Here is an 18,800-nt window from a genome sequence, read left to right as displayed (position 1 = left end):
CCGGACAAAAATCCCTATTTTTGGGTCATAAATCCCAATAAGCTTATGAACAAGAAACTGATAAAAAATGTCCGTATCATCAATGAAGGACGGAGTTATCAAGGTGCAGTACTGATCAACGGTGAAATGATTGAGGCCGTGTATGAAGGAGAAGTTCCTTCCGAAATCATAGCTGAAACAAACGATATCGTAGATGGCCAGGGCAAATGGCTACTGCCAGGTTGTATAGATGATCAGGTACATTTCCGCGAACCCGGACTAACGTACAAAGCTGATATTTACTCAGAGAGTCGGGCTGCCGTGGCTGGTGGCGTCACCTCGTTTATGGATATGCCAAACACAAAGCCTCAGACAACAACCATCGAAAACCTGGAATGGAAATTCAACCGGGCTGCTGAAACGTCTGCTGCCAATTATTCTTTCTTCTTCGGAGGAACCAATGATAATATGGAAGAAATCCGCCGTCTCGACCGTTCACGCGTCCCGGGATTAAAGCTGTTCTTAGGCTCTTCGACCGGAAATATGCTGGTAGATAAAAAAGACGCGCTCGAAAGAATCTTTAGTGAAAGTGATCTGTTGATTGCCGTCCATGCCGAAAAAGAAGAAATAATCAAAAGAAACATCGCTTACTACACCCAAAAGTATGGCGAAGATCTGGATATTTCTTTCCATAGTAAAATTCGTAGTGAAGAAGCTTGTTATGCCTCCTCTTCTGAAGCTGTCGAACTGGCTACCCGGTTAGGAACGCGTTTGCATATTCTTCATCTGTCAACAGCCAAAGAAACTACTTTACTGGATAACAAGCTTCCTTTGAAGGACAAGAAAATTACCGGAGAAGTTTGTGTACATCATCTGTGGTTCCATGACGGCGATTATGCCTTGTTCGGCAACCGAATCAAATGGAATCCTTCTATCAAAACACTGGCCGACCGGACAGCCCTGCGTGAAGCCGTTAATAATGACAAAATAGATATCATTGCCACCGACCACGCTCCTCACCTGCTTTCCGAGAAAGAAGGATCTTGTCTGAAAGCAGCCTCAGGCGGACCGTTGGTACAACATTCTTTAATCGTCATGCTGGAATTAGCCATGGAAGGCCGCTTCACATACGAAAAGGTCGTGGATAAAATGGCCCATAAACCCGCCGAACTTTTCCACATCGACCGTAGAGGTTACATACGTCCGGGTTATTATGCAGACTTAGTCTTAATTGATCCGAACAAGACATGGACTGTAAGTAAGGAAAACATCCTGACCAAATGTGGCTGGTCTCCATTTGAAGGATATACTTTCCATCATGCCGTTGATACGACGTGGGTAAATGGCGAAATTGTTTGGCAAGACGGTCAAATACGCGATAATGTACACGGAAAAGAGTTGAAATATTTTTTATAATCCTAAAAGCAGAGTTCCCATTTGTGGAAGCTCTGTTTTTATGCCTTCCACAATTGAAACAGAATATATCTACTTCTCAAGGAAAAATGTTTCATTATAAAAACGACACACCTGTTCCCCAAAAAGAGAACTCTTTTTTAGAGTTTCCTCTGGTAGAACAGGTGATCATCATTCTAAATTATATCAAAATGCGTAATAAAAGCCGATTGCTGTTTGCGTCAATAGCTTGATTGAGAAAGATTCGCTTGACGAATTATAACCAACTCCTGCTAATGTAGCAGTCAGATAAGTTTTATCCGAAAGCGCAATAGAAAGTTTAGGATAATAATTGAATCCAAAGAAGAAAGCTTTCTCTGCCACACCGAAGTCCATCTCCAGCGAGTTAAACAGTCCCAATGTCTTGTTGAATGATACATGGTAACCACCTTCCGGACCAATCGAAAAGATAGTAGCAGTTCCTCCAACGGCAGGAGTCACTCCCAAGTCCAAACCACCTCCAAAATACCAATTATCTGTAAGCATATACATAACTGAAGGAGAAAGAGCGAAAGTAACATCAACATCTGTACTAGAACCGCCCCAAATACCACCATCACCAGAATTACCAATGTCCAATACCAATCCGACACCACCTCCTACTAAGAAGTCGCCTTTGCTCAACTGTGCGTTTACCGCTGTTGCCATAAAAAATAAGCTCAGTAGCATCAAAATAAATCGTTTCATAATCAAATACTATTATAGGTTAAACAATCAGTTTCTCTATCCTCACTATTAACAATTTTACCTCAACAATTGCATTTCTTGGTATTCTATGGTCGAGCCAATATTAGGATTAAAAAAATAACTGTCCGACGAAAGAATCGTACCCGCATCCGACGTACTCCACACCTGTGTTCCACTACCGATTGGAATATCCACCACAGTACCATCACTGCTTACATACGGATTTACCTCCCGAATTGCCTCACTTCGTAGAGCTGTCACCCGATCTTGCATCGCACTAGTGCTTTCGTACATTGACATTTGAATGTCACTGATCTCGGCAGCATTCTCCTGTATCTGACGGGAGAGGGCTGCAGCTTGCCGCTGGTTACGGGCAATCCCGGCAAATATTTCCTGCTTCATCCGGTCATTACGCCCTTGCTGAATCGCTAAGATAGCAGCTTGATATTGCTGATTAAGTTTTACCGATGCGTTCATAGTATTCATTTCAGTCATGGCTACCTGCAAAGATTCTTCGTCAGGAGCCGTAGCTGTCTTCAAATCCACCACCGACCAATAACGTCGATCAACTGTGCTCATCATACCCGAAGGCATACACAAATCATAGATGAAGAACTTTGCAAATGCCGCATGATAAAGGAGCTTCCCGTTCTTCAATTTTATAATATATTCAGCAATGGCTACATCCGGGTAAGCATTCAGGATTTGAGAAAATCCGCTTCCCATAGCCGACCGTGATAAACCAACTTTGACAGCTTCCAAGAGTACCTGTCCAAACTTCTGTATTTCTTTTTGTTGTTCGGACGGCAACTTGTCATACCCCACCACATCTTTTAATTCGACTGATTCAGCATCGGGAAATTGAGTTTGAACGACAAAACGAAGATAATCCTCGGCTGTCGTATAGGGACGCTTCAATTTCTGCAACAAAGGATGACGCTGACCAGTCGGTACTCCATCGGCCTCGTCATAATAAGAACGACTCTGTTCAAAATAAAAGCCAAGTTGACGTACGCCATCGCTTCCTTTAATTTGAATATTAGAACCATCGTTACATTTCTCTAATCCTTCCAGATCAACCCGTCCTATCACTTGCCAGCCTGGCAAACAATCCATAGTCATTACTTCGGCATTTTGCATATAGGGGTCATACAAAGTAACCCGACGAGTCTTGTCAAAGACCGTTGCAGTAGGTTTCCGTTCATTTGGAAGAATATCCGTTACTTCTTCCACATACATATCTTCAGAGTCTCTTCTGGCAGAATTATTATCTCCACTGAGACCGCACCCGGCCAACAACCAAGTCAGCCCTATAACTATATACTGCATATTCATTTCCCTAATATTTTAGATTTTCTCAAATATAAAACAAGAGAAACTGACATACAATACTTTAAAATCCACTTTACACAGACCTAATCAATACATACACAAACTAACCTTTTTCATACATGATTCTAATTCTTTTTCTTTCAACAGAAAATATATAACGCGTGTTTGAAAGAAAAGAATACCTTTGTAAATGAAGATCTATTATCAGCACGCAGGGAATATGCAGGAACAAAGGCAAAGTATCATATTGTTTATTTTAACAGGCAGGAAAGAATCATATAATATTCTTTTCAGAATCTTCTTATTGTTCTTTTTTGTAGGCTTCTTCCCTGCAGATACGATAGGACAAACTCCTATATCTGTCATATCTGAATATGCCTATCGTAGATACACTACGCTTGACGGTTTACCTCAAATGCTGACGGAATGTATTTACCAAGACAGAAAAGGATATATCTGGATTGGTTCACTTTCAGGATTTGTTCGTTACGACGGGTTCGAATTCAAACCCTTTTTGAAAGGGAAGCAGGAAAACATCCTCTCGTTCTACGAAAGTCCAGAAGGAGAAATAACCGCCCTTGGATTTAGAAGGAAACACCTAGTAAATAAAGAAGACACATTATTTTCCGTTCCTTTCCAATACAAAGGACTTTTACTCAACAATTACAATTCCTCCTCTCTTCCTATGGGATTTTTAATTTTAGAAAATGAAGAAGAAACCGGTCGTGAAATCTGTTGTATAACAAATGATAGTATTCAGTCTTTACTAAAAAACTCTTTACTTGATCTCATGGATAATACCCGGAAAGTTTACTTGAGTCAAAACAAGAAGATATATTATATTCCCACCGAAGAACGAGTATATTGCTTAAAGGAAGATGGAACATCTTTGCCTGAAATCAATCTGCCAGAAGTATATTCATTACTCGAATCAAATGACCATCTATACTTGTTTGCTGCAGATGGTATATACGAATATGCAAATAATAAAATAAAAACAAAAGTAGCCTATCATTTCTTAGCACCTGATTATGGCGTTTCTGCATGTGCTGATACAAAAGGAAATATTTTTATTCATGATGCACACAATATTTATCGCCTATCGCAAAACGGAAAGATAGAACATTTGGTGGACGGTATCAACCTCATTAAACAAATGTATATTGACCGCGAAAGTAATTTATGGCTAGCCACTTATCAAGGTGTTTACAATTTTTTCCAGATGAATTTCAAGAACCATATACTGACAGACAAAAATGATATCCTACGCGCCATTGAAGAAGATGAACATGAAAATCTATTTGCAGGTACACTAAATGGACAGTTACTCCAAGACAAGAAGGGAGAGAATATGACCCCGTTGCCGTATTCTCGAAATAAAGACAATTATTTCCTGCCACGAGCTGCCCGTATTGGAGACACAATATTTTTTTTAGGGAAAGGTGATGTATTAGCTTGTACTTCTCAGACACAATGTTGGCTAAATCTACCTACCCTTAATTACCAATATCTAACGGCTTATAAAGATAGTCTGCTGATAGCTACCCGACAAGAATTATTCATTACAGATGCAAAAGGACATATCCGTCGGAAATACGATGGATTAAAGGGTATCTTTTGTGCACAGTCTGACAATCAAGGGAATATTTATGTTGGTACTATCTACGGTTTGGTTTGTCTCCAAGGAAACTTCCAGAAAGGAATTGTATTACCTGAAGAAAATCGAGTCTGTACATCCATAATTGCAAAACCTGATGGAGATATTCTGTTTAGTGCAGGAGAAGACCTGTACACTTTACGAAATGATTCGGCTGTCTTACTACATAAGTACGGTAGTTTAATACGCTCTATCCGACAAACACAAAACAATTATTTGGTTGTTGCTACTATTAATGGATTACACATTACAGATACTCATTCAATGCAAACGATGTTCTTCAATCAATATAACGGTTTTACCGGTATTGAGCCACTGGCCGCCCACATAGCAGAGACAGAAGACGGTACCATTTGGATTCCTTGTGTCAACCAAACTGTCTCTTTCAATCCACAAGAACTCATTTACAAATATAACATTCCTCCCCTAGAATTAATTTCGGCCAAGTCTTCAGCTGATAATGTCAACTGGAATGAAATTTACACTGAAAACAATCAAAATATCGAATTAGATCATAGTCAACGGAATTTATACTTTTCATACATAGCCGTCTCCCATTCTGCCACCGGAAATATACGTTATTGCTATCGGCTAAAAGGTTTTCAAGAGAATTGGTCACAACCTCAAACAAGGCGTGAAGTGCAGTTTAACAATCTACCTTCCGGACACTACGAACTGGAAGTTATCGCTAAGATTGGAAATCTGTCTTCCCAACCTATCCATATAGCAATTCATTTGAAACCTGCATTTTGGGAACACTGGTGGTTTTGGGTTACCATATTTCTAATATTGGCAGCTAGTATTTGGGGATTAGCATATAATTATTACAAACGTCGGAATCAAAAAAACATCGAAGAACTCAAGCGTGAAATCAAACTGAATCACCTATTGATAAAATCCATCCGTTTGAAATCTATTCCACATTTCAATGCCAATGTACTGGCAGGGATTGAATATTTCATGATGAATAACTCAGTAGAAGAGGCCAACAAATACTTGACACTTTATTCTCGTTTTACCAACTCAACGTTATTGGATGTAGATAAACCTTCAAGATCGCTTGAAGAAGAAATTCAATATGTACGATTCTACCTTTCTTTAGAGAAACTACGGTATGAAGAAAATTTATCTTACTCCATCCAAATTGAAAAGGATGTTGATATGCATATACAAGTACCCAATATGATCCTTCATACTTATTGCGAAAATGCTGTAAAACATGGATTACGCAATAAACCAGGCAAAGGTCATATTTACATTGAGATCTCTCAGATAAAAAGAGGTATTAACCTAATCGTTACAGATGATGGCATAGGGCGCCAAGCTGCATTAGCGTTTTCTTCTACATCTACCAAACAAGGATTAAGTATCATGGCACAACAAATAGAACTATACAATCAACGAAACAACGAGCACATCATACAAACAATCACCGATCTGGTAACATCCGATGGAAAACCATGTGGTACTCGATTTGAACTATATATTCCCTATCATTATAATTATTTTTAAATTGAAACTTATGAAAAACTATCGTACCATTATAGTTGAAGACGAACGATTACCCCGCTTGTCACTAATAAAAAAGCTGGAAATGTATCATCCTAATATTGAGATTGTGGATTGTTATGACTCTTATGAAACAGCTTTATATGGAATTTTACGGTATCGACCTGATATCATTTTCCTTGATATACAGTTACAAGGACATACGTCTATGGAATTACTACGTGAACTAAAAGAATCCATACCCTTACCTCATATCATTTTTACTACCGCATACAGTAATTCTGAATACCTTCTACAGGCAATCCGTTTCGCTGCGGCAGACTACTTGTTAAAGCCTATTGATGTAACCGAATTAGCACAAGCTCTTCATCGTATCCAACTTAAAGATCAGGCAAATGAAATGCCAGTCTGTTTCCCTGAAAACGAGAAACAATCATTCCGTACGTTAAATGGAATCTTATATGCAGGTAAAGACGAAATCGCGTATGTAAAAGCTAACGGAAATTATTCACATATCCAGCTAATGGACGGAGAAGAAATTATTTTAGAACGGTTAGGTAACATCGAAACTAAATTAGGAGAGAAAAACTTCGTGCGAGCTGGAAGAAGTATCCTTATCAATCGAAATTTAATCTATAAAATTGAGCGCAAGCACAAAGTATGCATCCTTCGGACACCTACGGGAAAAGAAATGCATATAGATTTATCGGCTGGAGGAATAGATATTTTAGAAAAATCATTATAATCCGCTGAAATAGCTCCTTATATTTTCCCGGATGAAAGGAGATCTCACCCGACAAGCTTGTCCTATTTAAACACAAAGGAATTCATTAATATTTTTTATAGTGTTAAACTTCCATTCTTCTATGAAATATTTAGAAAAAGTAGTAACTTTACACTTTAGAAGATAGAAATAAATACTAAACCGATTCTAATATTAAAGTCAGTATGTCAACACAAAAAGTAGCACAACGCGCGCCTAAAAGCGCCAGCAACTTCGCTCCATCTAATGAAGCGAATATGTTGGGTATGAACGACCGCATCAAACGGTTACGTAAGGAATCGTTCGACGCTCAGCCATCCTTGTCAATTGAAAGGGCTTTGATCGAGACGAAGTTTTATAAAGAAAATGAAGGGAAATATCCTATTCCTATTCTGCGTGCTCTTAATTTCTATGAGATATGCAAACAGAAGACAATTTATATCGGAAAGGATGAATTGATCGTCGGAGAACGTGGACCACGTCCAAAGGCTGTTTCTACATTCCCGGAATTAACTTGTCATAGTGTAGAAGATTTGCACGTTCTGAATACGCGTGAATTACAACGCTACACCATCAGTCAGGAAGACATTGATACCTACGCACGCGAGGTGATCCCATATTGGAAAGGTCGTACACAACGTGAACGTATCTTCAATCATGTCCCGAAAGAATGGAAAGAAGCCTATGAAGTAGGTATGTTTACTGAATTCATGGAACAAAGAGCTCCCGGACATACAGCACTTGATGCAAAAGTATATCGTTATGGTCTGCTTGACTTGAAAGAGAGAATCCAAAAGAACATTGAATCACTCGATTTCATGAATGATCCGGAAGCAACCGACAAACAAGAAGAACTGCAAGGTATGGCAATTTCATGTGATGCAGCTATCTTATTTGCCAATCGTCATGCTGATTTAGCAGATGAAATGAGTATGACAGAAAAAGATCCGAAACGTGCAGCAGAACTTCGCCGTATTGCAGAAGTTTGCCGTTGGGTTCCGGCTCATGCTCCTCGTGATTTCTGGGAAGCTATTCAAATGTATTGGTTTGTTCACCTGGGTACTATCACTGAATTAAATGGTTGGGATGCGATGAATCCTGGACATTTCGATCAGCACTTAGCTCCTTTCTATGAAAAAGGCATTGCTGATGGTACTTTGACTCGTGATCAGGCCAAGGAATTGATGTCATGCTTCTTCATTAAAGTCAATAACCAGACTGCTCCTCCAAAAGTAGGTATCACAGCAAAAGAAAGTGGTACATACAACGACTTCACGAACCTGAATATCGGAGGTGTTAAAACGGATGGTAGCGATGGCGTGAGTGAAGTTTCTTATATCATGCTTGAAACCATTGAAGAATTACACCTGTTGCAGCCAGGTAGTGCAATTCATATCAGCTCTTGTACACCTGAACGATTCCTGCGTGCCGGCTGTAAAGTGATTCGTCAAGGACATGGCTATCCTTCTGTATTCAATCCTGACGTATATATTCAGGAATTGATGCGCCAAGGAAAGAGCTTGCCTGATGCCCGCGAAGGTGGTTGTAGTGGTTGTATCGAAGTTGGAGCTTTCGGTAAAGAAGCTTATATCCTGACAGGATATCTGAATGTACCAAAGGTTTTGGAAGTAACTCTCCATAATGGTGTAGATCCGGTTTCTGGAAGAAAAGTCGGATTGGAAACAGGAGAAGCTAATTCATTTGAGACTTTCGAAGATTTATATGCTGCATTCTTGAAGCAGATCCACTACTTCGTAGATATGAAAGTACGCGTCAGCAACTATATTGACCGTATGTTTGCTAAATATGCTCCGGCAACATTCCTTTCTCTTTTCATTGATGACTGTATTGCCAAAGGAAGAGACTATTACAACGCAGGAGCACGCTATAATACAAATTACATCCAATGTACTGGTTTGGGTACAATTACAGATAGCTTATGCTCATTACGTAAGCATGTATTTGAAGACAAACGCTACACAATGGATGAAATGCTGCAGGCTCTGAAAGATAATTTCGTGGGTCATGAAGTGATGCGTCAATACATCCTTAACCATACTCCATTCTTCGGTAACGATGATGACAAGGCTGATTCTGTAGCTGTACGTGTATTCAACGATTTGTATGATGCCATCGAAGGCAAACCGAATACAAGAGGCGAATGTTTCCACCTGAACATGCTTTCAACCACTTGTCACGTTTACTTCGGTAAAATAATGGGTGCAACACCTAACGGACGTCTGGCTGGAAGAGCTATCTCTGATGGAACATCTCCTTCTCACGGCGCCGACACTCACGGGCCATCTGCCGTTATTAAGTCATTAGGCAAACTGGATCAGGTTAAGAGTGGTGGTACGTTGTTGAACCAGCGCTTCATGCCGAGCTTGCTGAAACGTGAAGAAGATGTAGCTAAGCTAGCTTCACTGATTCGTGCTTACTTTGCTTTAGGCGGACACCATATCCAGTTCAATATTGTAGATACTGAAACATTGTATGCAGCCCAGAAATGTCCGGAAGATTACCGTGACTTGTTAGTTCGTGTTGCGGGTTACAGTGACTATTTCAACGACATGAATGCCGACCTGCAGGCCGACGTAATTGCGCGTACTGAGCAGGAATCATTCTAATATGGGACTTCTGTTTGATATCAAGCGATATGCGATTAATGATGGTCCGGGTATCCGGATCACCTTATTCTTGAAAGGTTGCCCGATGTCTTGTGTCTGGTGTCATAACCCAGAAGGCATCGGGAAAAAACCGGTCAAGCTTTATACCAGGAAGAAATGTATTGGTTGCCAGACATGCGTAAAGGCTTGTCCGGAAGGTGCCTTGCAACTGACACGTTCGGGTATTGTCACAGACTTGGATAAATGCAAGATGTGCGGAACGTGTGTGGAGGTTTGTCCGGCTTGTGCCTTGGAAATTTCAGGACGGGAATGGACCGTTGATGAGGCTATGCATGAAATCGAAAAGGAAACAGCCGTAATGGACCGCTCGGAAGGTGGTGTTACTTTCTGCGGAGGCGAACCATTGATGCAGCCAGACTTTCTGTTAGAGCTTCTGACCCGCTGTGGAAAAGAAGATATTCATCGGGCAGTTGATACAACCTTGTATGCCTCGGAAGAAGTCGTTGAACGCGTTATTCCGCAATGTGACTTATTCCTGGTAGACCTGAAGATGATGGATTCAGAAAAACACCGGCATTATTGCGGCGTTCCTAACGAACGGGTGTTGGCGAATCTAAAACGGGTAGCAGCTTCGGATGTTCCTTATTGGATCCGAATTCCGCTCATTGTAGGTGTCAATGCTGACGAAGAGAATATCCGGAAATCGGCCGAATTCTTGGCAAGTTTGCCTAAACCTCCAGAAATTGTCAATTTGCTGGTATATCATGACATTGGGAAAAACAAGCATGATAAATTAGGTACGACTTACAATCCGAACCAATTCACAATGCAAGCGCCGGATGAAGCGACACAAAAACGATGTTTGGACATCTTTGCTGAATATCAGCTAAAAGCTAAAATCGGCGGATAAAATAAATCGGGCTTCCTGAAAGTTCTTCTTTTTAAGAAGGTGCGTTTCAGGAAGCCCGACTTTTTCACATATAGAGCAATTAAAGCTTTATTTCCAGTTGATCCATCATCACTCCTGTTTTACGGCGAGCTTCTTCAACATTCTCTGCACGAGCCAGCAAAACTGCCATACGCCGATGACCATTCACGGATGGTTTGCCAAACAAACGCAATTGCGTATCAGGCTGCTCTAATACGTGTTCCAGATTGCCAAAACTCAACTGTGAACTTTCTCCATCAACTACAACGGCACGTGAAGCACCAGCACCCAGGAAACGGATATTCGGTATCGGCAAACCCAATACGGCACGAGCATGAAGGGCAAACTGAGACAAGTCTTGTGTAATCATCGTCACCATACCAGTATCATGCGGACGCGGAGAAACTTCACTAAAGATGACATCATCGCCCTTTACGAACAATTCAACGCCAAAGATTCCTCGTCCACCCAAAGCATCCGTAATCTGCATGGCTATATGACGAGCTTTCTCCTTAGCAGACGGACTCATCACCTGAGGTTGCCAGGATTCACGGTAATCACCGTCTTTCTGTACATGACCCACTGGCTCCAGGAATGACGTTCCATTAATATGGCGAACTGTCAACTGCGTGATTTCATAGTCGAAATCTACAAATCCTTCTACAATCACCTTACCGGCTCCAGCACGACCGCCTTCTTGCGCATAATGCCAAGCCGGATCAATATCTTCCTCTTTACGGACAACACTCTGGCCATGCCCGCTTGAACTCATGATAGGCTTTACTACGCACGGCATGCCTATCTCCTTTACGGCAGCCTTAAACTCTTCTTCAGTTGCCGCAAAACGATACGGAGAAGTAGGCAAGCCTAATTCTTCAGCAGCCAAACGACGGATACCTTCACGATTCATCGTCAACCAAGTAGCCTTAGCCGTAGGAATAACATGGAAACCTTCCTGTTCCAATTCCATCAACGTAGTTGTTGCGATGGCTTCTACTTCCGGTACAATATAATCCGGCTTTTCCTTTTCGATGATTTCCCGCAATGCTTTTCCGTCCAGCATCGACAAGACATACGAACGATCGGCTACCTGCATAGCCGGCGCATTCGCATATTTATCCAGCGCAATCACTTCAACGCCATAGCGCTGTAATTCGATTACAAACTCTTTTCCTAATTCGCCACTACCGCAAAGAACGACTTTCGTAGCGGTAGGTGACATCGGTGTTCCTATTGTTGCCATAGTATATTATTTTAAGTAAATTTTCGAGGATATCTGAAGATAATTGCCAATAAAGCGCCTGCACCCAACAAATAGGGATAATACAGATACTGCATGATTTCCAACGGAGAGACATTTCCTAAACCGGAAGCCATGAGCATTTGCGCTCCATAGGGAATAATACCTTGCACGAAACAAGAGAATATATCCAGCAAACTGGCACTTCGACGCGGATCAATATGGAAACGCGTGGCAATATCTTTTGCTATCGGACCTGCCATAATCAGGGCGATTGTATTATTGGCCGTACAGAGATTGGCAAAACTAACCAGTCCGGCAATACTGACTTCCGCACCTCGGGCCGAATCGATACGGGCTGTCAGCTTCCGGATAATCCATTCGATTCCTCCGTTATACCGGATCATCTCCAGCATACCGCCGGCCAAAAGCGTCACGATAATCAATTCGCCCATACCGGTGATACCACTTCCCATCGCAGCATTCCAAGCCCAGATATCAAATGCTCCCGTCAGCAAACCGGTGATACCCGACAACAAGATACCCAAGAACAAGACCAGCATCACATTCATGCCGGCAATGGCCGCAACCAAGACGACCAGATAAGGCAAGACCTTCACCCATTCAATATGTTCCGGCTGATAACTCTCGTGAACTCCCAAGCCCAACCACACATACAAAACAGCCGTAAGAATAGCTACCGGCAAAGCGATCCGGAAATTCACCTTAAACTTATCCGACATCTCACATCCTTGTGTCCGGGTAGCCACGATGGTTGTATCAGAGATAAAAGAAAGGTTATCACCAAACATGGCACCACTCACCACGACACCCAGCATCAGGGCGTCCGGCATTCCGGCTTTTTCAGCGATTCCTACAGCAACCGGCGCCAAAGCGACAATGGTTCCGACTGACGTTCCCACCGAAATCGAGATAAAACAAGCGGCAATGAAGATGCCTGCCGCCAGCAGATTTCCCGGAAGAAGCGACATCGTCAGGTTAACCGTGGCATCTACAGCGCCCATTTCCTTGGCTGTCTGGGCAAAGGCGCCGGCCAAGATAAAAATGACTACCATCAACATGATGTTGCTGTTGGCCGCTCCTTTACAGAATTGCTCAATCCGGCTATTCAGCTTTCCTCCTTTTGAAATGGCTATCGCCACAACCGACGACAGGACAAACGAAACCGTAATCGGCATCTTGTAGAAATCTCCGGCTATACAAGAAACCACCAGGTAAGAAAGCAGAAATACTCCTAACGGGAGCAAGGCCCACACGTTAGGAGTATGTTGGAATGTTTTATTTGTATTCTTTGTTTCTTGAGTCATCCTTATTGTATTTTTAGAACGAGAAGCGCAGCGCTATACGAATACCACCTTTCTTAATTCCCGGATTATCCAGATACGTTAATCGGCGATAATAATCGATTCGCAAGATCTTCAGGATATTTTCCAGACCGATGCTGGCTTCCATATAAGGCTGATTACCCATCGGCATGGTTCCATCCGGCAGCTGGAACAAACCCGGTGTCAGTGCCGGATTGTTCTTATCCGTCAAGTTTCCGTAAATACCACTGAAGGAAACGACTTCACGAAGCTTCAACCATTTTATACCCGGTATGCGGTTCAAGATCCAACCTTTCAGGTAATATGTCACATACCAGGAAACATACTGGTCGGTAACAAACTCCATCGCATTCATCATATTGAAGGCTTCCGGCTGAATCGTCAGTGACTGGTTGGTATTGGGCAGAATCAACAAGGGGAAAGGAACTTTATCCCATACCTTGCCGGCTTTTACTTTCGCATCGATATGACCGAAAGATGACAGCCAGATACGCTTTTCGGCACTTACTTCTGTATGATTGTACTGGTAATCGCCACCCAATCCCTTAAAGCCAAACTGATGAGAGACTTTGAATACCGGTGCATCTTTCGACAGGTTGAAGACTGATTCCCGACCGGCACGTCCGTTGTAGGCGCGCTCGCCCGGAGCAAAACGAAGTTGCAAGCCCAATTCCGTCTTGTTGAAATCCCGAATATGCGTCAGCGAACCATCCGTATTCATCAGGTCGTAACTTAAAGTTCCAGCAGCTTCGTTATTTTCATGCCGCACCCAACCTAACATACTCAGATTATTCAACCATTCTTTTTCGTACTGCAACATTGTCTTCCGGATATACTGCATATGCGTAACCGGTGTTCCGACCTTGATAGCGACGAACATATTATCCTTACTCGTAAACAGGAAGTCCTGACCCGGCGTATAGACATCATATTCATGAATCAACGACAAATTATTCCGCGGAAATTCACCCGGATGATATTCTTTACGGTTAAAACTGTGCGTCAAGGTCGCATTGTATTTCAGCTTTCGGTCATTTATACCATAGGCCAAATATCCATCAGCAAACCAACGGTCACTCAGGTTGGCTGTTGTCATACCACCAACACGGAAACGCATGCCTTCCAATTCATTGGCACTGATAGTCGTATTCATCGGACCAAAATCAAATTTGCTGGTATTCCGGTCCTTTCCGGTCTGTATATAACCGGAAATAAGAATCTCGGCCGTCTTGATAATCACATTAAACACAGGCACCTTTCGCATTTGAGCCAGCAGCTCATCCAAGGCACTCTCCTTCTCCTTCAAAGGAATATGACGGTGATTTACCCAGAACGAATCAGGTTGCGTATTGGCCTGTGGAGCGAAATGGTTCTCTCCTAACAGTCCAAAGATAGAATCCCGGTTGGCTACTTCAAACGAATACTTGTCATAACTCCTCAACTGATGCGCATAGAACTGCTGCGTTCCCTCGACAATATAGAAGTTAATAAAGGTATTTTCCGTATCCAATACCCAGGTACTGTCAGGCATCTGTTTGAATTCCTGATCAATCCGAAGCTTGTCCACAAAGTTCAGGTTGATATGTGAGGGGACGTTCAGCGTAAACTTCTTCAAAGCATAGTTTCCGTCGAGCGTTACATACAAACGCCCCGTAAATCCATAACTTTCACTATTCACCGGAACAAAAGCCAAATCCACACATTTAACGCCGCTCACATCGACTGTATCCATGATATAATACTTATAATAAGATACAGCCAGCGTAGAAGACAACGGACTGACAAAACGGTTCAACAGGATATTGATATTATTATCGAAGATATTGATGCCCTGGAAAATTTCTTCCAAGTTGGCACTGATACCTCCTTCATCCAAAGTCTTATCCACACCTTGCATGTGTTTTCCTTTGATGATTATCTTTTCCGTCTTCGGCTTCTTCCGATAATACCGGTCGGCCAGTGTTTCACGGACCGAAAGCGTCAGAATAGGCTTCCCGTTAAACTCCGATGTATCCAGATAATTCTTGATAAAACTGAACTTCTTTCCCAGTTTACTGTCCAGGTTCGGACTGAAATTATCCAGGGCAAGACTCAATTTCTCATAGCTTTCTACCTGATATTCTTCTTTGGATTCAATCCGGTTATCATCCTTATGCTCTATCACGTTCTTGATCAGCTCGACTGCCGGATTGTTTTTCCGCGAATACTTCTCCCGCTTCGGCTTTACAACCACTTCCGTCAACTCGTATGAAGTAGGACGCAACATGATTGCCAGGCCGGCATTGTTCTTTCCGCTCTTCAACTTGATTTCCTTTTCTGTATATCCCATCGATGAGATCACCAATGTGGTATAACCTTTATCGTTCTGCAACGAAAAAGCCCCGTTATCATCCGTCATGGCTCCTATTGTCGAATTCTTAAACAATACCGACACATACGACAACGGTTCTCCGGTAATTGAATCTTTCACAATACCCGAGACAGAAGTTACCGTCTGACTTGATAACGTATTACTCAAGCCACCCATCACCAAAAGGAATAGCAGCAAGTAAGTTAATCGTACTATTTTAACCATCGTATTTATCTTCCTACGCGAATTATAATTGTGCGCAAAAGTAGATCATTTCATAAAGAGAACAGAAACTTATCTTATTAATAAAACATAACTACCCCCTATGAATCTGACTTTTGTACTATAAATTCCGTCTAATTGAACAAAAACAAAACCACTCTCTCTAAAAATACAACATCGGTTTCATCAAAACAATTCAACCGATCACTATCAATGTCTAATACAGCTACAACCTCACCCTTTTTATCCCGAACAGGCACCACGATTTCCGAACGAGAGGCCGAATTACAAGCAATATGTCCCGGAAACTGATCCACATCCGGCACGACAAGTGTCTTGCCTTCTTTCCAGGCAGTACCACAAACACCCCGGCCCAACCGGATACGCGTACAAGCGATTGGACCTTGAAATGGACCTAAAACCAGCTCCCCTTCCACTACACGATAAAAACCAACCCAAAAGAAATGAAAAGTCTGCCATAATGCTGCTGAGATATTGGCCATATTGGCTATTACATCACCTTCGTTTTTTACCAGAGCTTCCAATTGAGGCATCAACTCCTGGTATTTTTCAGCTTTCCCAGCCTGCTTATCAATAATAAGTTCTTCAGCCATAGTTGATCGTTATAGTTTGTAAGTTGCAAATGTACAAAAATCTACCGAAAAAATAAATGATAAAAGCCAACTACCGATAAAATAACACGCCTTTATCATCTTATAACATCTGTTCATTTTGCCAGTGAAAAGGCTTTATTCATGACAGAAAAGCCATTTACCGCCATTTCTGATAACAACCATTTTGAGAAGCATCCACTTTTTCAGCGATAAAAACAGGGAATTTTGTAAAATAAACGGCTTTTTCGGACGTTTCTCGTTACTTTTTCAGACAAAACCAGGCAGAAATGGAGAAAAAGGTAGGCAGGAATTGAGAAAAATACAGGACAAAATTGAACTTTTGTAGGCAGAAAAAGGAAGAAAACCCGGCATAAAACCGACTTTGCATCCATTTTTCAGGGAAAGAGGAAGAAAAAAACCACCCAAAAGCCCAAATAATGACAAGAAAAGCCATCGGTTTTCAACTGACAAATTACTCCAAATTCTCCCATTTGGCTGACACCGCACAAGAATTGAAGCCTAGCTTCAGCATCTTTCCCAAAAGAATTCAGTCAATAAAGCGATTAGCTTTCCTTTTGTCAAACCTCAACTTCGTATAAATCGCATATTTCCGATCACTGCCGTACTTGCATCCAAATAACGCAAACAGAAGAGGGATGATTTGACATTCTGACAAATTCACACGTCACCGAAAACTTCGCTGAAAAGAGCGGCCAATTGTCTTTTTGCCTTTTCAAAATCTTGATTTTCGCCTAACTCGCGGGCAAGAGACGTCACCCCTTTATCCGTAAATCCACACGGATTAATCAACGTGAAATAATTCAGGTCAGTATTGATGTTCAGGGCAAAGCCGTGCATCGTAACGAAGCGGCTGCTCTTTACGCCAATGGCACAAATCTTCCGGGCCTTTCCTGCAACCAGCGGATCCAGCCATACACCGGTTGCGCCCTCCAACCTTTCGCCTTTCAAGCCATATAAAGCCAGAAAGCGGATGATGGTTTCTTCCAGCCGGTAAATATATTGCTTCAATCCGATATGCCAGGTTTCCAGATCGAAAATCGGATATCCGGTGATTTGTCCCGGACCATGGTAAGTAATATCGCCACCCCGATTAATATGATAATACGAAATGCCCAAGGCCTTCAGGCGGGCCTCCGGGATCAGCAGATTCGAGTCTTTCCCGCTTTTGCCGATGGTAAGAACCGGCTCGTGTTCACAAAAGAGAAGTTCGTTCCGCCCCTTTTCCCCTTTTGCCTTGGCAGCCAGCAGCGCGTTGAACTTCTCGGTCTGGATATCCAGCGCCTTTTCATATACTATTCTTCCGAGATCCTGATAACTGAAGCTCTCCATTTCTTTCTATTTTTTGTTTTACCTGTACTCTTTGTCTTTTGCGGAGCCTTATACCCCATATCAATCGGCAGAATCTTATCCATCAGCGACATGATCTTGGCCTGCCGCTGACGCATATACGGAGAAGGTTTCCCCGAATTAAACCGGCGCGGATTCGGTAAAGAGGCCGCGATCAAAGCCGATTCTCCTTTCGTCAACTGATAAGCTTCTTTGTTGAAATGCGCCTTTGCCACAGCTTGGGCGCCATAAATGCCATCGCCCATCTCAATCGAATTGAGGTAAACTTCCATAATCCGTTCTTTTCCCCATATCCATTCGATCAATAAAGTAAAATAGGCTTCCAGTCCTTTCCGGAAATAGGTTTTTCCCTGCCATAGAAAAACATTCTTGGCTGTCTGCTGGCTGATGGTGCTGGCTCCGCGCACCCGTTTTCCCTGTTCGGCTTCTTCACGAGCCTTCTGGATCTGCTTGAAATCAAATCCGGGATGTTCCATAAACAAATTATCTTCAGAAGCCACAACAGCCTGCGGCAACGTCTGCGCAATCTTTTCAATCGGGACCCATTCATGTTCCAGCTTCAGGTTTTTACCGGCCTTGGCCTGTTCAACCAGACGAATGACCATCAGTGGTGTCAGATAAACCGGCACAAAACGATAGAGTACGACAGCCAGTATAGACGAGATGAAAAAGAAAAGTATCAGATTCCGTAAGTATATCAGCACACGTTTCATCATTCGTATTATC

At 42.2% G+C, this 18,800-nt stretch carries 13 protein-coding genes; 5 read left to right on the top strand and 8 right to left on the bottom strand.

Annotated features, from left to right (window positions below; genetic code table 11):
- Positions 1–45: 45 nt before the first annotated feature.
- Positions 46–1,395: a dihydroorotase gene (locus NEE14_RS02105; RefSeq protein WP_251967650.1), complete on the top strand. Its 1,350-nt coding sequence runs from the start codon at positions 46–48 to the stop codon at positions 1,393–1,395.
- Positions 1,396–1,578: 183 nt separating this feature from the next.
- On the opposite strand, the gene NEE14_RS02100 is transcribed toward NEE14_RS02105, so the two are convergent.
- Both NEE14_RS02100 and NEE14_RS02095 read right to left on the bottom strand, forming a co-directional pair.
- A complete protein-coding gene (locus tag NEE14_RS02100) occupies positions 1,579–2,118 on the bottom strand; it encodes a hypothetical protein (protein WP_251967651.1) in 540 nt (179 codons plus the stop codon).
- A gap of 57 nt (positions 2,119–2,175) precedes the next feature.
- The gene (locus NEE14_RS02095; protein ID WP_251967652.1) at positions 2,176–3,453 is read right to left on the bottom strand and encodes a hypothetical protein; all 1,278 of its coding nucleotides are present in this window, start codon (positions 3,451–3,453) and stop codon (positions 2,176–2,178) included.
- 187 nt (positions 3,454–3,640) lie between these two features.
- Here NEE14_RS02095 and NEE14_RS02090 point away from each other — a divergent pair, with 187 nt between their 5' ends.
- The 4 genes from NEE14_RS02090 (at position 3,641) to NEE14_RS02075 (ending at position 10,916) form a co-directional block, all read left to right on the top strand.
- Entirely contained in the window at positions 3,641–6,619 is a 2,979-nt protein-coding gene (locus NEE14_RS02090; protein WP_251967653.1) for a sensor histidine kinase, read from the top strand.
- Positions 6,620–6,629: 10 nt separating this feature from the next.
- Positions 6,630–7,361, top strand: coding sequence for a LytR/AlgR family response regulator transcription factor (locus NEE14_RS02085; RefSeq protein WP_251967654.1), 732 nt, complete (start codon positions 6,630–6,632; stop codon positions 7,359–7,361).
- A gap of 275 nt (positions 7,362–7,636) precedes the next feature.
- Complete coding sequence (gene hypD, locus NEE14_RS02080; RefSeq protein ID WP_251967692.1) at positions 7,637–10,006, top strand: trans-4-hydroxy-L-proline dehydratase; 2,370 nt, start codon at positions 7,637–7,639, stop codon at positions 10,004–10,006.
- A 1-nt stretch (position 10,007) separates the two neighbouring features.
- On the top strand, positions 10,008–10,916 hold the full coding sequence (locus NEE14_RS02075; protein ID WP_251967655.1) for a glycyl-radical enzyme activating protein: 909 nt from the start codon (positions 10,008–10,010) through the stop codon (positions 10,914–10,916).
- 79 nt (positions 10,917–10,995) lie between these two features.
- On the opposite strand, the gene purT is transcribed toward NEE14_RS02075, so the two are convergent.
- The 6 genes from purT to mtgA all read right to left on the bottom strand — a co-directional run bounded on the left by purT (position 10,996) and on the right by mtgA (position 18,790).
- Positions 10,996–12,177: a formate-dependent phosphoribosylglycinamide formyltransferase gene (purT, locus tag NEE14_RS02070; protein ID WP_251967656.1), complete on the bottom strand. Its 1,182-nt coding sequence runs from the start codon at positions 12,175–12,177 to the stop codon at positions 10,996–10,998.
- An 11-nt stretch (positions 12,178–12,188) separates the two neighbouring features.
- Complete coding sequence (locus NEE14_RS02065; RefSeq protein ID WP_251967657.1) at positions 12,189–13,502, bottom strand: Na+/H+ antiporter NhaC family protein; 1,314 nt, start codon at positions 13,500–13,502, stop codon at positions 12,189–12,191.
- 13 nt (positions 13,503–13,515) lie between these two features.
- Positions 13,516–16,095 carry a DUF5686 and carboxypeptidase-like regulatory domain-containing protein gene (locus tag NEE14_RS02060; protein WP_251967658.1) on the bottom strand — a complete coding sequence of 860 codons (2,580 nt, stop codon included), beginning with the start codon at positions 16,093–16,095 and terminating at the stop codon, positions 13,516–13,518.
- A gap of 131 nt (positions 16,096–16,226) precedes the next feature.
- Positions 16,227–16,706, bottom strand: coding sequence for a GAF domain-containing protein (locus NEE14_RS02055; protein ID WP_251967659.1), 480 nt, complete (start codon positions 16,704–16,706; stop codon positions 16,227–16,229).
- Between the two features lie 678 nt (positions 16,707–17,384).
- Positions 17,385–18,056 carry a lipoyl(octanoyl) transferase LipB gene (gene lipB, locus NEE14_RS02050; RefSeq protein WP_251967660.1) on the bottom strand — a complete coding sequence of 224 codons (672 nt, stop codon included), beginning with the start codon at positions 18,054–18,056 and terminating at the stop codon, positions 17,385–17,387.
- Positions 18,020–18,790 carry a monofunctional biosynthetic peptidoglycan transglycosylase gene (gene mtgA, locus NEE14_RS02045; RefSeq protein ID WP_251967661.1) on the bottom strand — a complete coding sequence of 257 codons (771 nt, stop codon included), beginning with the start codon at positions 18,788–18,790 and terminating at the stop codon, positions 18,020–18,022. Before mtgA ends, lipB begins: the two co-directional genes overlap by 37 nt.
- Positions 18,791–18,800: the final 10 nt, after the last annotated feature.

Source organism: Parabacteroides sp. AD58 (assembly GCF_023744375.2).
Lineage (GTDB): Bacteria > Bacteroidota > Bacteroidia > Bacteroidales > Tannerellaceae > Parabacteroides > Parabacteroides absconsus.
This window is presented reverse-complemented; position numbering and strand designations above follow the sequence as displayed.